At 33.4% G+C, this 18,366-nt stretch carries 18 protein-coding genes; 10 read left to right on the plus strand and 8 right to left on the minus strand.

Translation table 11 applies throughout. From position 1 onward, the window contains the following. Positions 1-63: 63 nt before the first annotated feature. From ASE21_RS06980 to ASE21_RS07000, 5 genes are all read left to right on the plus strand, one after another. Complete coding sequence (locus ASE21_RS06980; RefSeq protein ID WP_057121885.1) at positions 64-537, plus strand: GNAT family N-acetyltransferase; 474 nt, start codon at positions 64-66, stop codon at positions 535-537. Between the two features lie 76 nt (positions 538-613). Then, entirely contained in the window at positions 614-1,462 is an 849-nt protein-coding gene (locus ASE21_RS06985; RefSeq protein WP_057121886.1) for a class I SAM-dependent methyltransferase, read from the plus strand. 506 nt (positions 1,463-1,968) lie between these two features. Further along, a complete protein-coding gene (locus ASE21_RS06990) occupies positions 1,969-2,544 on the plus strand; it encodes an OmpH family outer membrane protein (RefSeq protein WP_057121887.1) in 576 nt (191 codons plus the stop codon). A gap of 107 nt (positions 2,545-2,651) precedes the next feature. Next, the gene (locus tag ASE21_RS06995) at positions 2,652-4,931 is read left to right on the plus strand and encodes a helix-turn-helix domain-containing protein (protein WP_057121888.1); all 2,280 of its coding nucleotides are present in this window, start codon (positions 2,652-2,654) and stop codon (positions 4,929-4,931) included. Positions 4,932-5,003: 72 nt separating this feature from the next. Continuing rightward, entirely contained in the window at positions 5,004-5,762 is a 759-nt protein-coding gene (locus tag ASE21_RS07000; RefSeq protein WP_057121889.1) for a hypothetical protein, read from the plus strand. A 35-nt stretch (positions 5,763-5,797) separates the two neighbouring features. On the opposite strand, the gene ASE21_RS07005 is transcribed toward ASE21_RS07000, so the two are convergent. Next, entirely contained in the window at positions 5,798-6,268 is a 471-nt protein-coding gene (locus tag ASE21_RS07005; RefSeq protein WP_128414664.1) for a hypothetical protein, read from the minus strand. 123 nt (positions 6,269-6,391) lie between these two features. After that, on the minus strand, positions 6,392-7,357 hold the full coding sequence (locus tag ASE21_RS07010; RefSeq protein WP_057121891.1) for an SPOR domain-containing protein: 966 nt from the start codon (positions 7,355-7,357) through the stop codon (positions 6,392-6,394). A gap of 238 nt (positions 7,358-7,595) precedes the next feature. On the opposite strand from ASE21_RS07010, the gene dprA reads away from it, so the two are divergent. Beyond that, positions 7,596-8,696, plus strand: coding sequence for a DNA-processing protein DprA (dprA, locus tag ASE21_RS07015; RefSeq protein WP_057121892.1), 1,101 nt, complete (start codon positions 7,596-7,598; stop codon positions 8,694-8,696). Between the two features lie 107 nt (positions 8,697-8,803). Continuing rightward, complete coding sequence (locus ASE21_RS07020) at positions 8,804-9,661, plus strand: hypothetical protein (protein WP_057121893.1); 858 nt, start codon at positions 8,804-8,806, stop codon at positions 9,659-9,661. A gap of 51 nt (positions 9,662-9,712) precedes the next feature. Here ASE21_RS07020 and ASE21_RS07025 read toward each other — a convergent pair whose 3' ends face one another. Beyond that, positions 9,713-10,132 (minus strand): hypothetical protein, encoded by a 420-nt coding sequence (locus ASE21_RS07025; RefSeq protein WP_057121894.1) that lies wholly within the window; start codon positions 10,130-10,132, stop codon positions 9,713-9,715. A gap of 23 nt (positions 10,133-10,155) precedes the next feature. Continuing rightward, entirely contained in the window at positions 10,156-11,130 is a 975-nt protein-coding gene (trpS, locus tag ASE21_RS07030) for a tryptophan--tRNA ligase (RefSeq protein ID WP_057122355.1), read from the minus strand. A 184-nt stretch (positions 11,131-11,314) separates the two neighbouring features. On the opposite strand from trpS, the gene ASE21_RS07035 reads away from it, so the two are divergent. After that, positions 11,315-12,073, plus strand: a complete 759-nt coding sequence (locus ASE21_RS07035) for a lysophospholipid acyltransferase family protein (protein WP_057121895.1) — start codon at positions 11,315-11,317, stop codon at positions 12,071-12,073. A 548-nt stretch (positions 12,074-12,621) separates the two neighbouring features. Here the strand turns inward: ASE21_RS07035 and recA are convergent. The 4 genes from recA to ASE21_RS07060 all read right to left on the minus strand — a co-directional run bounded on the left by recA (position 12,622) and on the right by ASE21_RS07060 (position 15,937). Continuing rightward, a complete protein-coding gene (recA, locus tag ASE21_RS07045; protein ID WP_057121897.1) occupies positions 12,622-13,629 on the minus strand; it encodes a recombinase RecA in 1,008 nt (335 codons plus the stop codon). A 156-nt stretch (positions 13,630-13,785) separates the two neighbouring features. After that, positions 13,786-14,295, minus strand: coding sequence for an acyl-CoA thioesterase (locus ASE21_RS07050; RefSeq protein ID WP_057121898.1), 510 nt, complete (start codon positions 14,293-14,295; stop codon positions 13,786-13,788). A 102-nt stretch (positions 14,296-14,397) separates the two neighbouring features. Continuing rightward, entirely contained in the window at positions 14,398-14,781 is a 384-nt protein-coding gene (locus ASE21_RS07055) for a hypothetical protein (RefSeq protein WP_057121899.1), read from the minus strand. Positions 14,782-14,788: 7 nt separating this feature from the next. Then, complete coding sequence (locus ASE21_RS07060; RefSeq protein ID WP_057121900.1) at positions 14,789-15,937, minus strand: ATP-binding protein; 1,149 nt, start codon at positions 15,935-15,937, stop codon at positions 14,789-14,791. A gap of 436 nt (positions 15,938-16,373) precedes the next feature. Here ASE21_RS07060 and ASE21_RS07065 point away from each other — a divergent pair, with 436 nt between their 5' ends. Together ASE21_RS07065 and ASE21_RS07070 are read left to right on the plus strand one after the other, a co-directional pair. Then, complete coding sequence (locus ASE21_RS07065; RefSeq protein ID WP_057121901.1) at positions 16,374-16,826, plus strand: hypothetical protein; 453 nt, start codon at positions 16,374-16,376, stop codon at positions 16,824-16,826. 191 nt (positions 16,827-17,017) lie between these two features. Beyond that, positions 17,018-18,310 carry a hypothetical protein gene (locus ASE21_RS07070; RefSeq protein WP_057121902.1) on the plus strand — a complete coding sequence of 431 codons (1,293 nt, stop codon included), beginning with the start codon at positions 17,018-17,020 and terminating at the stop codon, positions 18,308-18,310. Positions 18,311-18,366 lie beyond the last annotated feature (56 nt).

Consider the following 18,366-nt stretch of genomic DNA (forward strand, 5'->3'; position numbering starts at 1 on the left):
GTGAAACGTTCTCTGTTCTAAATAATCAAAAATCTAAATTCAGAAATCTAAAATATAGATTCTATGAAAATAATTAAAAAGGATTTTTTATCATTGCAGGATAAAGAATTTTTATTGGAGCTTTGGAATAATGAATATCCAGAAAAATTAAATTATCAAACTATTAATGAGTTTGATGTTTATCTAGATGCTTTAACAAAAAAACAGCATTACTTTCTAATTAACGATGAAGGTAAAATTCAAGGTTGGGCATTTACTTTTTTAAGAGACAATGAAGATTGGTTTGCTATAATTTTGGATAAAGAAATTCACGGAAAAGGAAAAGGTTCTTTGCTGATGAATGAATTAAAAAAGAACAAAGAAAATTTGAACGGCTGGGTAATCGATCACGAAAATGATGTGAAGCAAAACAAAGAGCTTTATAAATCTCCTTTGCTGTTTTACATCAAAAACGGATTTACAATTTGTGCAGAAACAAGAATCGAAAATCAGAAAATGTCTGGTGTCAAAATAAACTGGAATATAAAAAACAAATAAAATAAACAGACCCTAAAAATGAAATTTCCATTTTTAGGGTTTGCTATGAAATAAACAAAAAAAACAAAAATTATAAATGGACGTTTTAAATAAAAAACATTTTCTTACTGTAAAAGATCACTCAGTTTCTAAAGAAATTTTTGAATTATACTATGATGAAGATTTAGATATGCTGATTACATCTCCACAGCCGGATTTGCAAAATTTAGGAAGGTATTACGAAAGTGAAGATTATATTTCGCATACAGATAACAAACGTTCTGTTTTTGAAAAAGCATACCATTTTGTAAAAAGTATTGCTTTAAAAAACAAACTCAATTTAATTAATTCAGAACAATCTCAAAAAGGAAAAATTTTAGACATTGGAGCCGGAACAGGAGATTTTTTATTGACAGCAAAAAATGACGGCTGGAATGTAATTGGAGTTGAACCAAGCGAACGCGCAAAAAATATTGCAAAGCAAAAAGGAATTTCATTTGTAGAAGAAATCAGTCTGCTTGAAAATAATTCTTTTGATGTAATTACCATGTGGCACGTTTTAGAACATGTTCCAAATTTAGAACTTCAAATTCAGGAATTGAAGCGATTATTAAAACCAACTGGAACATTAATTATTGCGGTTCCAAATTTTAAATCTTACGATGCAAATTATTACAAAGAGTTTTGGGCAGCTTTTGATGTGCCGATTCATTTTTGGCATTTCTCTAAAAAAGCCATTAAATCTCTTTTCGAAAAAGTTGATATGAAACTGGAAAAAGTTTTGCCAATGAAATTCGATTCATTTTACGTGAGCCTTTTGTCTGAAAAATACAAAACAGGAAAAATGAATTTTATCCGAGCTTTTTTTATCGGTTTAAGATCTAATTTAAAAGCATCAGCATCAAAAGAGTATTCGTCTCATATTTATGTGATAAAAAACAGCTAAAACGCAAAATAAGCGTATTTAAGGCGATTTCTGAGACTAAATGAGGGTTTGTGTTGTCTTTTTTAAAAAAGCCCTTCTAATAAAAGCTATGAAAGTCACTTTTAATAGTGTTTTTTTATGGTATCATTTTAACTCATAAATAAAACCAATGCCTTAAAAATACTGCTGTTTTTGACTTTTTTTGATAAATTTCAAAGATGCTAATTTTTTAAAACTGAAAAATTTTCCACCTGATATTTTAAAATAAAAATTGAAAATTACTGTTATGAAATTATCCGTTTTTTTAAAAAGAAAAGAATTTAAAAATTCAGCATCATTTTGATATCAATTGATGAATATTTGAGCAAAGCTATTCAAGCGATTTTAAATGTATGTTACAGCACTATTTTAATCCATAAATAAAACTAATATCATAAAATTATAGCATTTTTTAAACTTTATGTTGATGCTATTTATTTTTTTATATTTTTGTCTTCAATACAATAAAAAAATTAGAAATTTAAAAAATGAAAAAAGCATTAGTAATTACCGCACTTTCAATTTTGGTTGTTTCGTGTAATAAGGCAACAGAAGCTAAAGAAGTAAAAACAGCATATGTAGATACTTCAGTTTTGATGAAAGAGTACACTGAAGCAAAAGACCTTGAAGCTAAGTACAAAGCTCAGGCAGAAGAAAAAGGAAGACAACTACAAGCTGAAATTACTCGTTTTAAACAAGACGCTGCTAATTTTCAAAGCCAGGCGCAGGCAAATGGACAGGCTTGGGCACAACAAAGAGGAGCAGAATTGCAAAAAAGAGAGCAGCAATTGGGTTATGCACAACAGGCATTATCACAACAATTACAGCAGGAAAGTGGCGTAGAAATGGATTCTCTTGTTAGTGGAGTTAAAAAATTCATCAAAGATTACGGTAAGAAAAACGGTTATTCTTATATCTATGGAACAGGTGATGCAGCAACTGTATTGTATGCAGAAGATAAGTATGATATCACAAAGGAAATAGTTAAAGCTTTGAATGATAAATACAAAGCATCTCCAAAAGCAGAAGAAAAACCGGCTGCAAAAGAAGAAGCTAAAAAATAAAACTGCCAAACTAACTAAAACTAAAATTGAAAAACCTAAATCCACTTCGGATTTAGGTTTTTTTCTTTTATAAAAATGCGATATTTTTGGCGTTTAATACCGGCCTAATGCAAAACGTTTCAGAAGCTGCAGCTTACACCTTACAATTCATTAATCAAACGCAAAAATCAATCTTCTTGACAGGTAAAGCCGGTACAGGAAAGACGACTTTATTGCGCGAAATTATCGCGACAACACACAAAAATACTGTTGTTGTGGCACCAACCGGAATTGCAGCTCTAAACGCAGGCGGCGTAACGATTCATTCGATGTTTCAGCTGCCGTTTTCGGCCTTTATTCCTTCGTATGAAGAAAGTTCCCAGTTTACAGAAACGGTAAAATTTGAGAATAAGGAATCACTGCGCAGGCATTTCAAAATGAACAATGTAAAGCGAAATGTTATCCGCAACATGGAATTGCTTATTATTGACGAAGTCAGTATGCTTCGTGCTGATTTGCTGGACGCTATAGATTTTATGATGCAGACAGTTCGCAGAAATACAAGGGCTTTTGGCGGCGTTCAGGTACTTTTTATTGGAGATTTGCTGCAGCTTCCGCCCGTAATTCGGGATGAAGAATGGAGAACACTGCGAAATTACTATAAAGGGAAATTCTTTTTTCATTCACATGTAATCCAGCAGAATCCACCACTATATATTGAATTATCCAAAATTTACCGCCAGAGCGATGATGTTTTTATTTCGGTATTAAATAATCTTCGAAATAATCAGATTACTAAAGAAGATATTGAGGTTTTAAATCAATATGTACAGCCAGATTTTGATTTGAAAATGAATCCGGGTTATATAACTCTGACCACTCATAATGCAAAAGCAGATACAATTAACGAACAGGCTATTAATGATTTATCAGGAAATGAATTTACTTATCAGCCTTTTGTTGTGGGTGATTTTCCCGAAAAAATATTCCCCGTCGAAGAAAACCTGAAACTTAAAGTGGGTGCTCAGATTATGTTTGTTAAGAATGATTTGTCTTTTGATAAACGTTACTTCAACGGAAAAATGGGTGTTATAAAATCGCTTTCTGCAGAAGAAATATTTGTGCATTTTCCGGAAGAAAACAAGACTATAGAAGTTGAAAAATACGAATGGAAAAACATTCGATATAAAGTAAACGAGCTGACGAAGGAAATAGAAGAGGAAGTTTTAGGCACATTTGCTCATTATCCGATTAAATTAGCATGGGCGATTACCGTACACAAAAGTCAGGGATTAACTTTTGAAAAAGCTGCACTCGACGTATCGCAGGTTTTTCTGCCTGGGCAGGCCTATGTAGCACTTTCGCGTTTAACTTCCTTAAACGGGCTTATTTTGCTTTCAAAAATGCAGATGAACGGTCTTTCTAATGATCAGGATGTAATGGATTATGCTTTAAATAAAGCAACCGAAGATGATTTGAAAAACTCACTTCATTTTGAAACCAAAAATTTTATTCATAACTATTTGATTAACAGTTTTAACTGGACAGACTTGGCCCAAGAGTGGCGAAATCATAGGTTTAGTTATAACGAAAACGCTGCAGGATCAGAAAAGGCAAAGCATGCCGCGTGGGCGCACAAACGCATGGACACGATTGAAGCGCTTGCAGATCCTTCACAGAAATTTATTCAGCAGCTCAATAAAATTTTCAGCAAAGAAACTGTCGATCTGCAGTTTGTTCAGGAAAGAGTAGCAGCGGCTTATGATTATTTTTTTAAGCCAATGGATAAACTGGTTTCGGATATTTTGAGTAAAATGGCGGAAATTCAGAAATTTAAAAAAGTAAAAGAGTTTTACGAAGAATTGTCTCTGCTGGATGATCTGCAGACTAAGGCTGTTATACGTTTAATGAAAGCCAGACTATTGGTTGATATCGTGGTTTCCCGTGAAACAATCAGCAAAGAAAGCCTGACATCGCCAGCAATTAAAAACTATAAATCCGAGAAAATTTCTAAAATCAAGGAAGAGTTTAAAATGTCTAATTCAGATATGTTTCAGGTTGATGAGCCAGTGATCCGTTATTCTTCTAAAAAAGCAGATAAAACGGCTGAAAAAGCAGAAAAAAAGACTACTGTTGAAGAAACCCACGAACTTTGGCTTCAAAAAAACTCTGTTGATGATATTGCACGCATTCGAAAACTTACACCTCAAACTATCGAATCGCATCTGGTAAAGCTCATTCAGGCAAAGAAAATTGAAATTTCAGACGTACTTCCTTATGACAAAATTCTTGCTCTTCGTGAAGCATTTGAATTTTATGCCGAAGAATCTTTAAGTCCGCTAAAAGAAAAACACGGTGATGAATTTTCCTGGGATGAACTTAAAATGTTTAAAGCCAGCATAAATTAATTTAGATTTTGTAACTTGGAGTAATGCAATATTCGAATTGTTTATAAAAAACATTATGTAAAATAGAAAATCATGAAAAAGCTTATATACATCGTATTAGTTATTTTTTCTGTCACAAATACTAGTGCTCAGGAACTCAAAAAAGAATATCAAAAATTTATTCAAACGTTTATTGATAATGTAAAAAACGACAGGAAAGAGGAGATTGCAAAAATCGTGTCTTATCCGCTGAAAAGAGAAAATCCTATTCCTGCAGTTAAAAATAAAACAGAATTTATTAAACGATATTCGCAGATTTTTGATGCAGATTTAAAAAAGGAAATCGGATCGTCAAAAATCAATCAAGACTGGCAGGAAATGGGCTGGCGCGGCATTATGCTGAATGGCGGAACCATTTGGTTTGATACTGACGGCAAGTTAATTGGAATCAATTATCAGTCGAAGTATGAAAAAGATTTGAAAACAAAACTGGTGTCTTCGCAAAAAAAAGCAGTTCATTCCAGTATATCGAAGTTCAAAAGTCCGGTTTGTGTTTTAGAAACTTCAAAATTCAGAGTCAGAATTGATGATTTGGGCAATGATAATTACCGTTATGCATCTTGGTCGATCAAAAAGCCAATGACTGAAGAGCCGGATTTAATAATCCTGAATGGAAAGTTTATTCCTGACGGATCTGGCGGAAACCATAGTTACCAATTCAGGAAAGGTTTGTATGTTTACGAGTGTTCGATAATTGTTATGGGAGAAAAAGATTCGCCGCCCGCGCGATTGGTAATTACTCAGAATGGAAAAGAAATCCTTTCTCAAAATGCTAAAATTGTTTCACGATAAACAAAAAACCCCGATTCTAAGAATCGGGGTTTTAATTAAAGTATAGACATAGCCTTTTCAAGCTCTTTTTGCTGTGTTATCTGCATTAATTTTAGTTTTTGGATGTTCAGCTCGTTCTCTTTTGTTTTGATTCTTTGCTTTTGAATTTCTTCATCAGAAACGGAAGTGGTTGTTATTTTGTTTTCAATTTTTTGATTTTCCATCTCAAGCGTATTTATTTTTTCTTTTGTAATCTGTAAATTCTTGTCAGCTTTAACGAGGTTTTTTTTGTTATTTTCAACTTCTTTTTTCTGAATTTCTACTTCCTTCTGCTTGTTTTTTAATTCTGAAATTTTATCATCAAGCTTTTTATAGTTTTCTGCCAAAATCTTTCTTGTTTCAATTTCGTTTTTCTGCAAAAAGATTTCCTGAGCTTTTTGATCTGTAGTAACTTGCTGTGCCATAAAGTAATGTGAATTCATCACAAATAAAATTAAGGCAGCGGTTTTAAAAAGTTTATTCATCATTTTTAATTTTTGTTCGAAACGAAATTAAAGACTGAATACTTTAAAAATGGCCGGTTAAGTATTTAAAAACGACAGAATAGGACAAAAAAAATCCCATTTGAAAAAAATGGGATTTTAAAAGATTTATAGCTTTTCGACCAGAATCCAGGCAGCTGGATTTTCGCCTTTCTGAATTTCTTTTTGTGCTTTTTCAGCTTCCTGCATGGTAGCATAACTTCCGTATAAAACCGGATATAAACCATGTTTGTTTTCGCCTAACATTCGGGCATCATAACCATCTTTAATCAATTGATTATAAGCTTTTCTGGCATTTGCTTCACTTCTAAATGCGCCGGCCATAATATGGTAAGGCATTAGTTTTTCTTCAACAGTTTCTACTTTTGCTGAGTCTACGGCTAAAGTTACGGCAGGCAACGGATTTTTAATTTCAAATGTCGCTTCCTGAATTTTATTCTGAACTTTTTTCTGCACATTTCCTTCTACTACAAGTGTTTGTGCGGCGATTTGATTTTGATATAAGGGATAGCCGATACTTCCGGTAACACCAAGTGCCAATACAAAAATAGCAGCATATCTTAAATACGGTCTGGATGATCTTACTTCTTCCTCTTCATACAAAGCAGCTGTTTCTCTTTCTGATATTTGATCGATTTTCTTTTCGAAAATTTCTTTTTTCACCAACGGAGAAACAAACGGACTTAATCCGAATGAAGTTGATAAATAGTTTATCTGATCGTTTGGCGTGAAAATGATATTATTTTCAGAATTAAGACGAAGGTCGCCAATATTTTTTAAGCTGATAACGCCGTTTTCTTCCAGCGTTTGTCTCCAGTTTTGGACTTCAAATGCAATAGCATTTACAGCAAAACCGTATGACGTATTTTCTGCCTGAGCAACGTGATTTGCCAGAAGACCATCATTGTTTTTAAGACGGCTGTTGAAAAAAACCGTTTTTTTAGGAGGAAAAAACGAATTTGTGCTTTCATTCAGCTGAGCCGAGTGAATTTCGGTTAAAAATGCTCCAAATCCTGGAACCGTTACACACTGATAACGATATAATAACTGTGCTATATAAGTTTCGATTTTCATGGTAACAAAATTAATCAACCAATATAGTTATCAAAATTTTATTCACAATTTTTATTAACAATTCTCATTTTTTTATAGACAATTAATTTTCAATATTTTAACAATTGAGTTATCAGCTCTGTTTAAAGCAATTATATATAAAACTTAGTTTTTATTAAGAAATTACTTTATTTTAAGCATATTTGCAGTATTAATTTGAATTAGTTTTTCTTTCTATTTTACATAATATTTTTTGCAGATGTCAGATCAGGAGTTGTTTTATTTATTAGCCTTAATGAAAGTGGATGGAGTGGGAGATATTATCGCAAAAAAATTATTGACACACTGCGGAAATGCCGAATCAATTTTTAAATCAAAACCTAACCAGATAGCTGCAATAGATGGAGTTGGAGCTGTTTTGATTAAAAATATTAAAGATAAAACAGTTTTCGAAAAAGCAAATAATGAACTTCAGTTTATTAAAAAAAACAGCATCGACATTTCGTTTTTTCAGGACGAAAATTATCCGGAACGATTAAAACATTGTATTGATTCTCCGGTTTTGATTTTTTCTGGCGGAAATATAGATTTGAAAAATAAAAAAATAATTAGTATTGTCGGTACTCGCCAGATAACATCATACGGAACAGAATTCTGCAGAAAACTCATCGAAGATCTCGCACCGCTGGATCCCATAATTGTAAGCGGTTTTGCTTATGGAGTTGATATTGTGGCGCATCAATTTGCGATGGAACATAACTTGCAGACTATTGGTGTTTTGGCACATGGTTTAAATCAGATTTATCCGCGTACGCACAAAAAGTACATGGCAAAAATGGAGGAAAACGGTGGTTTTATTACAGAATTTTGGAGTTCTTCAAATCCGGATAAAGAAAAATTTGTTCGTCGAAACCGAATTGTTGCCGGAATCAGCGAGGCAACAATTGTAATTGAATCTGCAGATAAAGGCGGCTCACTCATAACAGCCAATCTTGCCAATGATTATAACAGAGATGTTTTTGCAGTTCCGGGCAGAGTAACAGATAAATACAGTCAGGGCTGCAATGATTTAATTAAAACGCAAAAAGCAAATTTACTCACCAGTGCCGCCGATTTAGTGTATGTTTTGAACTGGGATATCAAAAAGAAACCTAAAACCATTCAAAAACAATTATTTACAGAACTCGAACCGGAGGAACAAAAAATCTACGATTTTCTTTTAAAAAATGGTAAAGAACTGCTTGATATTATTGCCCTTGAATGCGATTTTCCGATATTTAAAATTTCCGGAACCCTGCTTAATATGGAACTTAAAGGTCTTATCAGACCTTTGCCGGGAAAAATTTTTGAAGCGATTTAAGTGTCTTTCTGATTTAAAGATGGTTTTAAATTAAGGTTATTTTCAATAAAAAAATTAGGATTAATTCATTAAAACAATACATTTGTTTCCAACCAAAAACCTTAAAAATGAATATAATTGAACTATTTGAAAATGCCGGGATTTACAGAGAAAACCTTAGCGCTTTCAGCATTGAGGACTCTGAAAAAGTCAGGAAACAGTTTGAAATCGAACGATCGCAGAACCCAGTTTTAGATCCGGAAATTGCAGCTAACTTAATTACAGCTATAAATGAATTTCCAAAGGAACTTTTGTTTATTTCTAATAACAGAATCTTATATAATTTCTTTTCGGGAAAAAATTATTCCCGAAACAGATTTATTTCTGATTATGCCGTTTCTGTTCCGGAAGAAAACATTAAAGCATTTATAGATAAGTTTTTAGCTAAAGATCTGGATAAATTTTTTGAACAGAACTTAGCACAGAATAAGTTTGATGTTGTTGATGATTTTTTAAATGCTAAGGAATATCTGCCTCAGAATTCGTTAGATAATTTAGGTCAAAAACTGACCGAAAAACTTGATTTTGTTGTCAATAAATTTGATCAAAATCCTTCTTTATCATCTGGCGCCGAAGCAATTGAATTTATTAAATACAGAACTTTTTATACGCTGGTTTCTAATTTCAGATCTGAAGAAAATGACAAAAAAATCAGGGCAATTTACAGTAAAATGTCTGGTTCAATTGTTAGTGCAGTCGTACGAAATGAGTTTTTAGAACCAATGGTATCTTCAATGGTTAACTATAAGCCAATTGATTACGAATTGAGTAATACAATACGATCTCACAAAGACAGAATCGACGCTGCAAAGGATAGAGAATATAGCAGCGGATCATCAAGCGGAATGTCTACATGGTCGATAATTGCTATTATCATCGTAGTAATTCGATTAATTTTATTAATGGCGAGATTAGGCCGTGCCTAATGAATTTTATATAAAAAACGCCTGCTAATCAATCTTAGCAGGCGTTTTTGTTTAGTTTATTTTTTTGTTTTCTTCATCATAAGCCCAAAAAGCTACTTCTGCACCTGTGCCATCCAAAAGACATGCCGCAGTGTATGATATATCCATTATCCAGTTATCAATTTGTGTTGTTTGTTCTTCGGTAATCAAGTTGTTACTGTGCAACATTCCTTCTGGATGAATTGCCCATGCTCTTGCTAAATGGCAAATTCCCCAAATTGAACTAATTATTCTTCTATCTACAAAATCCTTTTCGAATTCCGGAGCCAGAACCTTCAAAGCCTGCATGATTAAATGGTAGTTTTCTTCGTGTAACACTTTTTTAAATGGACGCAATTGTCCAAGAAAGCCATTTTCCCATCTTTCACTATCAATGTTGTCATGGTTACAACCCTGGTACATTAATTCTTCTATTGCTTCTTCTTTAGTCATTTGGAAAATGCTTTTACTTCTAACTAATTCTCAAATCCAAGAACATTTCGCACCTTTGCCAGAACTCCTTCTGCAACAGTTGAAGCTTTTGCGGCGCCTTTTTTCAATAAGGCATCTACTTCTTCAAGATTATTAATGTAGTAATTATATTTTTCTCTTTCGATTTTGAATTTCTCTGTAATCAGTTCAAAAAGAGCTTGCTTGGCATGACCGTAACCGTAATTTCCGCCAAGATAATTCGCCCTCATTTCGGCAATTTGAGTTTCATTGGCTAACAAAGAATAAATTGCAAAAGCATTGCAGGTATCAGGGTTTTTTGGCGCTTCAAGCGGTGTGCTGTCCGTTTCAATACTCATAACCTGTTTACGAAGCACTTTATCATCAAGGAAAATATTAATAATATTATTAGCAGATTTACTCATTTTTCCGCCATTTGTTCCGGGAATCAGCATGCTGTCTTCCTGAATTTTAGCTTCAGGAATTACAAAAGTTTCTCCCATTTGATGGTTAAATCTCGAAGCTACATCACGCGTAATTTCTAAATGCTGCAACTGGTCTTTTCCAACCGGAACAAACTCTGCATCATACAATAAAATATCAGCAGCCATTAACATCGGATACGTAAAAAGCCCGGCATTAACATCATCTAAACGATCGGCCTTATCTTTGAAAGAATGTGCCAGAGTCAAACGCTGAAACGGAAAAAAACAGCTTAAATACCAGGTCAATTCAGCCGTTTGAACCACATCAGATTGTCTGTAAAAAGTAACTTTATCAGGATTTAAACCACATGCAAGCCATGCAGCAGCAGTGCTGTATGTGTTTTCTCTCAATATTTTACCATCTTTAATTTGTGTAATCGAATGTAAATCAGCAATAAATAAAAAAGATTCATTTGCAGGATTATTCGATAATTCAATCGCTGGGATAATCGCTCCCAGTAAATTGCCTAAGTGAGGCGTTCCAGTACTCTGAACACCGGTAAGTATTTTTGCCATTCTCGTTTTTTTCTTAATTGCAAATGTCGGAATGTTTTTTTTAACCGCAAAGCACGCAAAGATTTTAGCACAGAGCATACAAAGTTTTTATTGTATGAACTTAAGATCCTCTCTAATAGCGCTGCATGCTTTACGGGAAAATAATTATTGCTAAAATTCACTCTGTTTTCTTACTTTTGAAACCATGAAAGGATTAAAAATTGTTTTTTGGATTATTTGGCGCATTTGGTTTTACATTTTAATGGCGATTCCGATATTGATTATGCTGCCGTTTTTGCTGATTTCTATTATCTCGGAAAGAGGATATCCCTATTTTTTTAAAATGGCCCGCATTTGGGCTAAATTTATCCTTTTCGGGATGGGTTTTTATTACAAAATAAAGCGGGAACAAAAGCTTATCAAAAACAAGAGCTATATGATTGTGGCAAATCATACTTCTATGACCGATATCATGCTGATGCTGGCTATCATAAAAAACCCTTTTGTCTTTGTTGGTAAGAAGGAGCTTGTAAAGATTCCGTTATTTGGATTTTTCTATAAAAGAACCTGTATTCTGGTAGACAGAAATTCTTCCAAAAGTAAAAATGAAGTTTTTAAGAGAGCGCAGGACCGCTTAAATCAAGGATTAAGTATTTGTATTTTTCCTGAGGGCGGAGTTCCGGATGATGAATCTATTTTGCTTGATGAATTTAAAGACGGTGCTTTCAGACTGGCAATTGACCATCAAATACCGATTGTTCCCATTGTTTTTGCCGATAATAAAAAAAGATTTTCGTATACTTTTTTAAGCGGAAGTCCCGGTAAAATGCGTGGAAAAATTCTTCCTTTTGTTGAAACACAAGGCTTAACAACAGATCATAGAAAAGACTTAAGAGATGAGATAAGACAAATAATTTATAGCGGTTTACTTGAATATCAAAAGAAAGATTTAAAAAGTAATTAAAATAACAAACCCGGCAGGATTTTACACCTGCCGGGTTTTCTTTTGAAATAAAAACCCCCGTTTATATTCAAAAAGCTTATCGGTGAATTATTTTCTGAGAAATAAAACGTAATATTTTTTTAATCTTTAATTTAGTTTTTTTTAGTTTTCGACTCCTCAACATTTCCCTTTTTTCTTTCATGGTTATATATTTATGCCTGATAATAAAGAGTTTAGTTAAAACTCCGGTTAGCGTTATAATATATTAGATCAAAAAAAACTAAAAAGGTTGTATTGATAAATGATTTTTTTTAAAAAACAGTAAAAACCCGTTAGAACCATGAGAGAAACTAACGGACTTTTAATGAATCAACCAACCAAATTTATTATAAAAATGTTGAATAAGTATTTATGGCTAATACGAATTAAACATTATGTCTATTGTATAGATGAAATTGTTACAAAAAGGTTGCGTCATTTTTATATTTTTTTTAAAATAAAAAACCCGAAAGATTTAATTCTTTCGGGTTTTAATATGTAAAATATTGATTTTAGATATTTTAATAAAATTAAGCGTTTGCTAATTCTTTCATATGCGCTTTAATTTTTTCTTCTAATTCATCGGCCAATTCAGGATTATCTTTAATTAATGCTTTTACAGCATCACGACCTTGTCCTAATTTTGTATCTCCGTAGCTAAACCATGATCCCGCTTTTTTAACGATATCAAATTCAACCGCTAAGTCAAGGATTTCACCTGTTTTAGAAACACCTTCTCCGTACATAATATCGAATTCGGCAGTTTTAAAAGGCGGAGCCACTTTGTTTTTAACGATTTTTACTTTTGTTCTGTTACCAATTACATTTTCACCGTCTTTGATTTGAGCAGAACGACGAATGTCTAAACGTACAGATGCATAGAATTTTAATGCATTACCTCCGGTTGTAGTTTCAGGATTTCCGAACATTACACCAATTTTTTCACGCAGCTGGTTGATAAAGAAAACAGTACAATTTGTTTTGCTGATTGTTCCGGTTAATTTTCTTAAAGCCTGAGACATCAAACGTGCGTGAAGACCCATTTTAGAATCTCCCATTTCACCTTCGATTTCGCTTTTTGGAGTTAAAGCCGCAACAGAGTCAATTACAACAATGTCTATAGCCCCGGAACGAATTAAGTTTTCGGCAATTTCCAAAGCCTGTTCTCCATTGTCCGGCTGAGAGATAATTAAATTTTCAATATCAACGTTTAATTTCTCAGCATAATTTCTGTCAAAAGCATGCTCAGCATCAATAAATGCAGCAATTCCGCCTGCTTTTTGTGCTTCGGCAATGGCGTGCAGTGTTAAAGTAGTTTTACCAGAAGATTCCGGTCCGTATATTTCAATAATTCTTCCTTTTGGATAACCGTTTACTCCAAGAGCTAAATCAACACCAAGTGAACCCGAAGAAATCGTTTCTACCTCCACAATGGCTTTATCGCCCATTTTCATTACGGTTCCTTTTCCGTAGGTTTTGTCAAGTTTATCAAGTGTTAATTGTAACGCTTTTAATTTGGCTTCTTTGTCTGAACTCATCTTTCTTAAATTATCTAAATTGTTATTTTTAGCTTTCAAAATAAAAATCAAAAGAAGGAACTTCCTGATTTTTATCTGACTTACTTGAATGTGTAAAAATACTTCTTTTTTTGAAGTTTAGTAACTTCCAATTGTTTCAAATTGTAACAAATTACGTTACAAAAATAAAGCCTTTAATTCTGTGGCATCAGACGGTTTTAATTTTCCTGCCAGTACTAAACTTAACTGTTTACGACGTAAAGCAGCCTCAAAACGCTGTATTTCTAAATCGGTTTCAGGTACAATAGCCGGTACTTCAACCGGTCTTCCGGTATCGTCAACGGCAACAAATGTATAAATTGCTTCGTTTGCTTTAGTCCTGTTTCCGGATTCGCGGTCTTCAACCCAAACGTCTATAAAAACTTCCATTGAACTTTTAAATGATCTTGAAACTTTTGCTTCAACAGTAACAACGCTTCCAAGAGAGATTGCCCTGTTAAAAGCAACGTGATTTACAGATGCTGTTACTACAATGCGGCGCGAATGTCTGCGGGCGGCAATACTTGCTGCGCGATCCATTCTGGCCAATAATTCGCCGCCAAACAGATTGTTTAAAGGATTTGTTTCGCTCGGTAAAACTAAATCAGTTAAAATAGTCAGCGATTCTGAAGGATGTTTTGGATTCATTTTTTTAATAATAATTTTATTTTTCTGCTACTGACTGCACGACTTAAATGATGAAAAAAATCGGTGTAATCTGCGGCTTGTTTTTTAATAATTGAGGCTTGATTAATTCAACCAGTAAACTACCATTACGGCAGGAATAAAATAAATAACAATGGTTCTTGCACCATCGTAATCTTTGGCTAATCGTTGTCCGAAAAGCATCATTAACAAAGAGATACATGAAAAAATTCCGCCATAAAAGCCATATTCCCGACCGCTGTTTGTTAATAACTGAATGGCTCCCACAACACTTAAAATTCCCGAAATTAATTCTAAAATCAAAAGGTGAAGTAAAGCCAGGGGAACCTTGTTTTTTAATGGCGTTTTAGCAAAGTGTTCTTTCAGCCAGGCTACATTTTCTTTCCAGTAAAAAATTTTTTCGTAGCCGGATTGTAAAAACGTTAAGGCTAAAAATGCTAGTATTAAAATAGAGGCAACATTGTTCATTTGAGGACTATTTTTTATGAATTAAACGAGTCAGTTTTATAGATAGATCGGTTAAGATTATTTTTGCATTTCCGTTTCTTTCAATATGATACATCGCATCTGAAAGTTCTTTGAAAATTTCATTTATGTTATTTCCGTTTACAAAAGGCGCAAAATTTTCGAGTTTAAATTTGTCAACTTTCGGTTCAATATAAACCAAGCTCGGCGCCTGATAATTTAGCAAAAGAGCCTGTCTGAACATTTCGATACAAAACTGAATAAACTTTTTCTGGCTTTCGCGGCCAAGTCCGGCAATTTCTTCACTCCACGAAATTAAATCCTGGATTGCAGCTGCGTTTCCTTTTGCCCTGAAAGCGGCACGAACCCAATTTACAAACCATTGTTCAAAAGGATATTCAGAATCGTCTTCTTTTAATAAATGCATTGCTTTATTAAAATTTCCCTGAGCCTGATGTGCTATTTTTTTAGCCAGATTCGGATCAATATTTTGCTGTGTAACCAAAGCATCTGCAATTACTTTTTCCGGAAGTCCGTTAAAGTGAATTACCTGACAGCGAGAACGTATGGTTTGAATAATATCTTCTTCATTTTCAGAAATTAGGATAAAAATCGTTTTTTCTGAAGGTTCTTCGAGGAGTTTCAAAAGTTTGTTCGAAGCCGCAATATTCATCTTATCGGCCATCCAGATAATCATGATTTTATAACCGCCTTCGTAGGATTTCAGCGCAAGCGATTTTAAAACTTCCTGCGCGTCTTCGACCCTGATTTCTCCCTGTTTATTTTGAACGCCTAATATTTTATACCAGTCAAATAATCCGCCGTAAGGCATTTCCTGAATAAAGGTTCTCCAATCCTGAATAAAGTCTAAACTTTTTGGTTTTGTTTTTACGTCTTCTGTGGTAACAGTTGGATAAATAAAGTGCAGATCGGGATGCGAAATATTTTGGAATTTGAGATTGCAGGACTCATTTCCGTTTTCGTTTTCATTTCCGGTATTACTGCACAAAATGTACTGTGCATAGGCAATTGCTGTCGATAATGTACCGCTTCCTTCGGGCCCAATGAATAATTGGGCATGCGGAATTCGCCCGGAAGATGCACTTTTTATTAAGTGACTTTTGATGTAATCCTGACCTAAAATTTGAGAAAATTGCATGAAGCAAAGATAGAAGAAAATGATGGAGTCAAAAATTTTAGGTTGAAAGATTATTAAGCATCATTTCATTTATGAGATTATGATTGTTTTTTGCTAAAAAATTTGTTCTGTGTCCACTAACTTTTGTTAATAAATTACTTCATGCGAGTAGATATCAAGACTTTTTTGTTAATATTTTTTTGCTTAAAACGACAAACGGAAGGTTTTTTTGGCTATTTAAAGTAAAAAACTGACTTTGTTTTATAGAGAATATCTTACGTTTTCGGTTTTAACAAATTTAACAGAAACCTCGTTAAAACGCAGATTTTCTCGACATATAGCGAGTTTTTAAGCTTTTTTTAAGCTTTTTTTTTGAAAAAAAAATTCAATAAAGTTGCAATTTAAGTTAATTTCTATATTTTTGTTTGCATCAACAACCAATTATATACAAGAATTTATGAAAGGGAAAATTATTTTATTTAGTGCATTTTTTATCATGACAACTGCAGCAGTTTCTGCTCAGGCAAAAAACGCTCCAAGAAGTATTATCAGTACGACAGCTCTTATTCGTAAATACCACGATCAAAAAGAATTGAGTGGTATGCAAAAAGGAGAACTTTTGGAATTGTATATTGAGCGAATTAAAGTATTAGTAAAAACTCTCCCTTATATTGCTTTGGTGACTAAACCTGGTGTTACGATGGCAGATTTAGGTATTCCGGACGATTCTGAACACAAAAAAGTGTTAGATGCTCAGGCGGTTGGTACAACAACTTTCTTAGATACTACAGTTGAGTTTCAAAGAAAAATGATGCCTTACTCTGATAAAGGAAACTTAATCGCGGCAATTTTATTTTACGAAAACACATTAAAATCATTACACGAGTTCAACGAATTGAACGAAATGTAATAATTTATAAAAATAATAAAACCTTTTTTGGAGTGTTTACGTAGATGGTTAAAATTCTATAGACATTTTGAAAAAAACAACAACAACAACTCGTTCTCGATTTATTCTGAATTATACTTAGAAAACTCGGGAACAGTTTTGTCATTTTACGCATACCCAAATTTATTATTAACCTAATACACACCTTTATCATGAAAAAAATTACTCAAATGATCTGCGTTCTTTTGACAGTAACAAGTATGAGTGCTCAACAAGAGAAAGGAATTATGGGCTACACGAACTGGTTGAATAACTGGACTGAATTCAAGCCTAACAAAGTAGAGTATGGAGAAGCAAATCAGATTTTAGCAGGAAACATTTCTGTTAATACTAAATTGCTTAAAAGGAATATTTATGTTTTGCAAGGTAACGTTTATGTTACTAACAATGCAGTTTTAACAATTGAGCCGGGAACTTTAATTATTGGTGATTTCGAAACAAAAGGAACATTAGTAGTTACAAAAGGTGCTCAGCTTATCGCAGATGGTCTTGAAACAGATCCAATCGTATTTACTTCTAACCGCAGCCAGAAAAAAGCTGGAGACTGGGGTGGAGTAGTTATACTTGGAGATGCTCCAATTAATAAATTCGGAAATGTTGGTTCTTACAACATGGACCTTGATCCAACTTTAACTACTTATGGTGGTGACAATGCTGCTTCAAACTCTGGAATCTTAAGATTCGTTAGAATCGAGTTTGCCGGTAAAAAAGTAAAAGGTGTTGATACTTTCAACGGTTTAACTTTAGCAGGTGTTGGAAATAAAACTATTCTTGAAAACATTATGGTTAGCTACGCTGGTGGTGACTCATTTGCTTTCATGGGTGGAGATGTAAATGCTACAAAATTTGTTTCTTATAAATCAATCAACGACGATTACAAATTTACACAAGGAGTTCAGTGTCGTTTTTACAACTCATTAGCAGTTAGATCTTCTTACTTCTCTAGTACTAAAGACGGATCTCGTTGTATGGAAGTAAAATCTTATGAGAAAAAAGCGGAAACAGACTTTACTAAAAAACAAACTTTAGTTGTTGCTACTAATATTACAATGCTTAATGACAGTGAAAACATTAATGCAGACATTCAGGCTGGATTGGTAAAAGAAGCTGTTTACGTAGCAGAAAATGCTTCTCTTGAAATGAAAAGAAGTGTAATCTCAGGATTTAATCCTGCAGTATTATTAGACAGCAAAACAGAAATCAATGACGCCAACCTTAAAAAAATCAAATTTGAGGAAATGTATTTCAACTTATGTAAAGGAAACATCTTTACGGAATACAACTCAAACAATGAAGATTTAGAAAGCTGGTATGGTAACAGTGTTTTCTTTAATGTTTACTCTCAAAGTGACAACAAAGAAACATTCATTGATATTTTTAACCCTAAAAAGCCAGATTACAGATTACAATTAGGAAAAATTACAGCTTCAAGCGGCAATAGATAAATAGATTTCGATTTTTATTTCAAAGCGTAAATTTTATTAATAAAGTCCCCAGACAC

It is taken from the genome of Flavobacterium sp. Root901 (genome assembly GCF_001429765.1).
In the GTDB taxonomy this organism is placed as follows: Bacteria; Bacteroidota; Bacteroidia; order Flavobacteriales; family Flavobacteriaceae; genus Flavobacterium.

What these genes read in the sequence shown, in the direction of transcription:
- ASE21_RS06980 (WP_057121885.1), top strand. Translation starts at nt 64, where the DNA reads ATGAAAATAATTAAAAAGGATTTTTTATCATTGCAGGATAAAGAATTT.
- ASE21_RS06985 (WP_057121886.1), top strand. Translation starts at nt 614, where the DNA reads ATGGACGTTTTAAATAAAAAACATTTTCTTACTGTAAAAGATCACTCA.
- ASE21_RS06990 (WP_057121887.1), top strand. Translation starts at nt 1,969, where the DNA reads ATGAAAAAAGCATTAGTAATTACCGCACTTTCAATTTTGGTTGTTTCG.
- ASE21_RS06995 (WP_057121888.1), top strand. Translation starts at nt 2,652, where the DNA reads ATGCAAAACGTTTCAGAAGCTGCAGCTTACACCTTACAATTCATTAAT.
- ASE21_RS07000 (WP_057121889.1), top strand. Translation starts at nt 5,004, where the DNA reads ATGAAAAAGCTTATATACATCGTATTAGTTATTTTTTCTGTCACAAAT.
- ASE21_RS07005 (WP_128414664.1), bottom strand. Translation starts at nt 6,268, where the DNA reads ATGATGAATAAACTTTTTAAAACCGCTGCCTTAATTTTATTTGTGATG.
- ASE21_RS07010 (WP_057121891.1), bottom strand. Translation starts at nt 7,357, where the DNA reads ATGAAAATCGAAACTTATATAGCACAGTTATTATATCGTTATCAGTGT.
- dprA (WP_057121892.1), top strand. Translation starts at nt 7,596, where the DNA reads ATGTCAGATCAGGAGTTGTTTTATTTATTAGCCTTAATGAAAGTGGAT.
- ASE21_RS07020 (WP_057121893.1), top strand. Translation starts at nt 8,804, where the DNA reads ATGAATATAATTGAACTATTTGAAAATGCCGGGATTTACAGAGAAAAC.
- ASE21_RS07025 (WP_057121894.1), bottom strand. Translation starts at nt 10,132, where the DNA reads ATGACTAAAGAAGAAGCAATAGAAGAATTAATGTACCAGGGTTGTAAC.
- trpS (WP_057122355.1), bottom strand. Translation starts at nt 11,130, where the DNA reads ATGGCAAAAATACTTACCGGTGTTCAGAGTACTGGAACGCCTCACTTA.
- ASE21_RS07035 (WP_057121895.1), top strand. Translation starts at nt 11,315, where the DNA reads ATGAAAGGATTAAAAATTGTTTTTTGGATTATTTGGCGCATTTGGTTT.
- recA (WP_057121897.1), bottom strand. Translation starts at nt 13,629, where the DNA reads ATGAGTTCAGACAAAGAAGCCAAATTAAAAGCGTTACAATTAACACTT.
- ASE21_RS07050 (WP_057121898.1), bottom strand. Translation starts at nt 14,295, where the DNA reads ATGAATCCAAAACATCCTTCAGAATCGCTGACTATTTTAACTGATTTA.
- ASE21_RS07055 (WP_057121899.1), bottom strand. Translation starts at nt 14,781, where the DNA reads ATGAACAATGTTGCCTCTATTTTAATACTAGCATTTTTAGCCTTAACG.
- ASE21_RS07060 (WP_057121900.1), bottom strand. Translation starts at nt 15,937, where the DNA reads ATGCAATTTTCTCAAATTTTAGGTCAGGATTACATCAAAAGTCACTTA.
- ASE21_RS07065 (WP_057121901.1), top strand. Translation starts at nt 16,374, where the DNA reads ATGAAAGGGAAAATTATTTTATTTAGTGCATTTTTTATCATGACAACT.
- ASE21_RS07070 (WP_057121902.1), top strand. Translation starts at nt 17,018, where the DNA reads ATGAAAAAAATTACTCAAATGATCTGCGTTCTTTTGACAGTAACAAGT.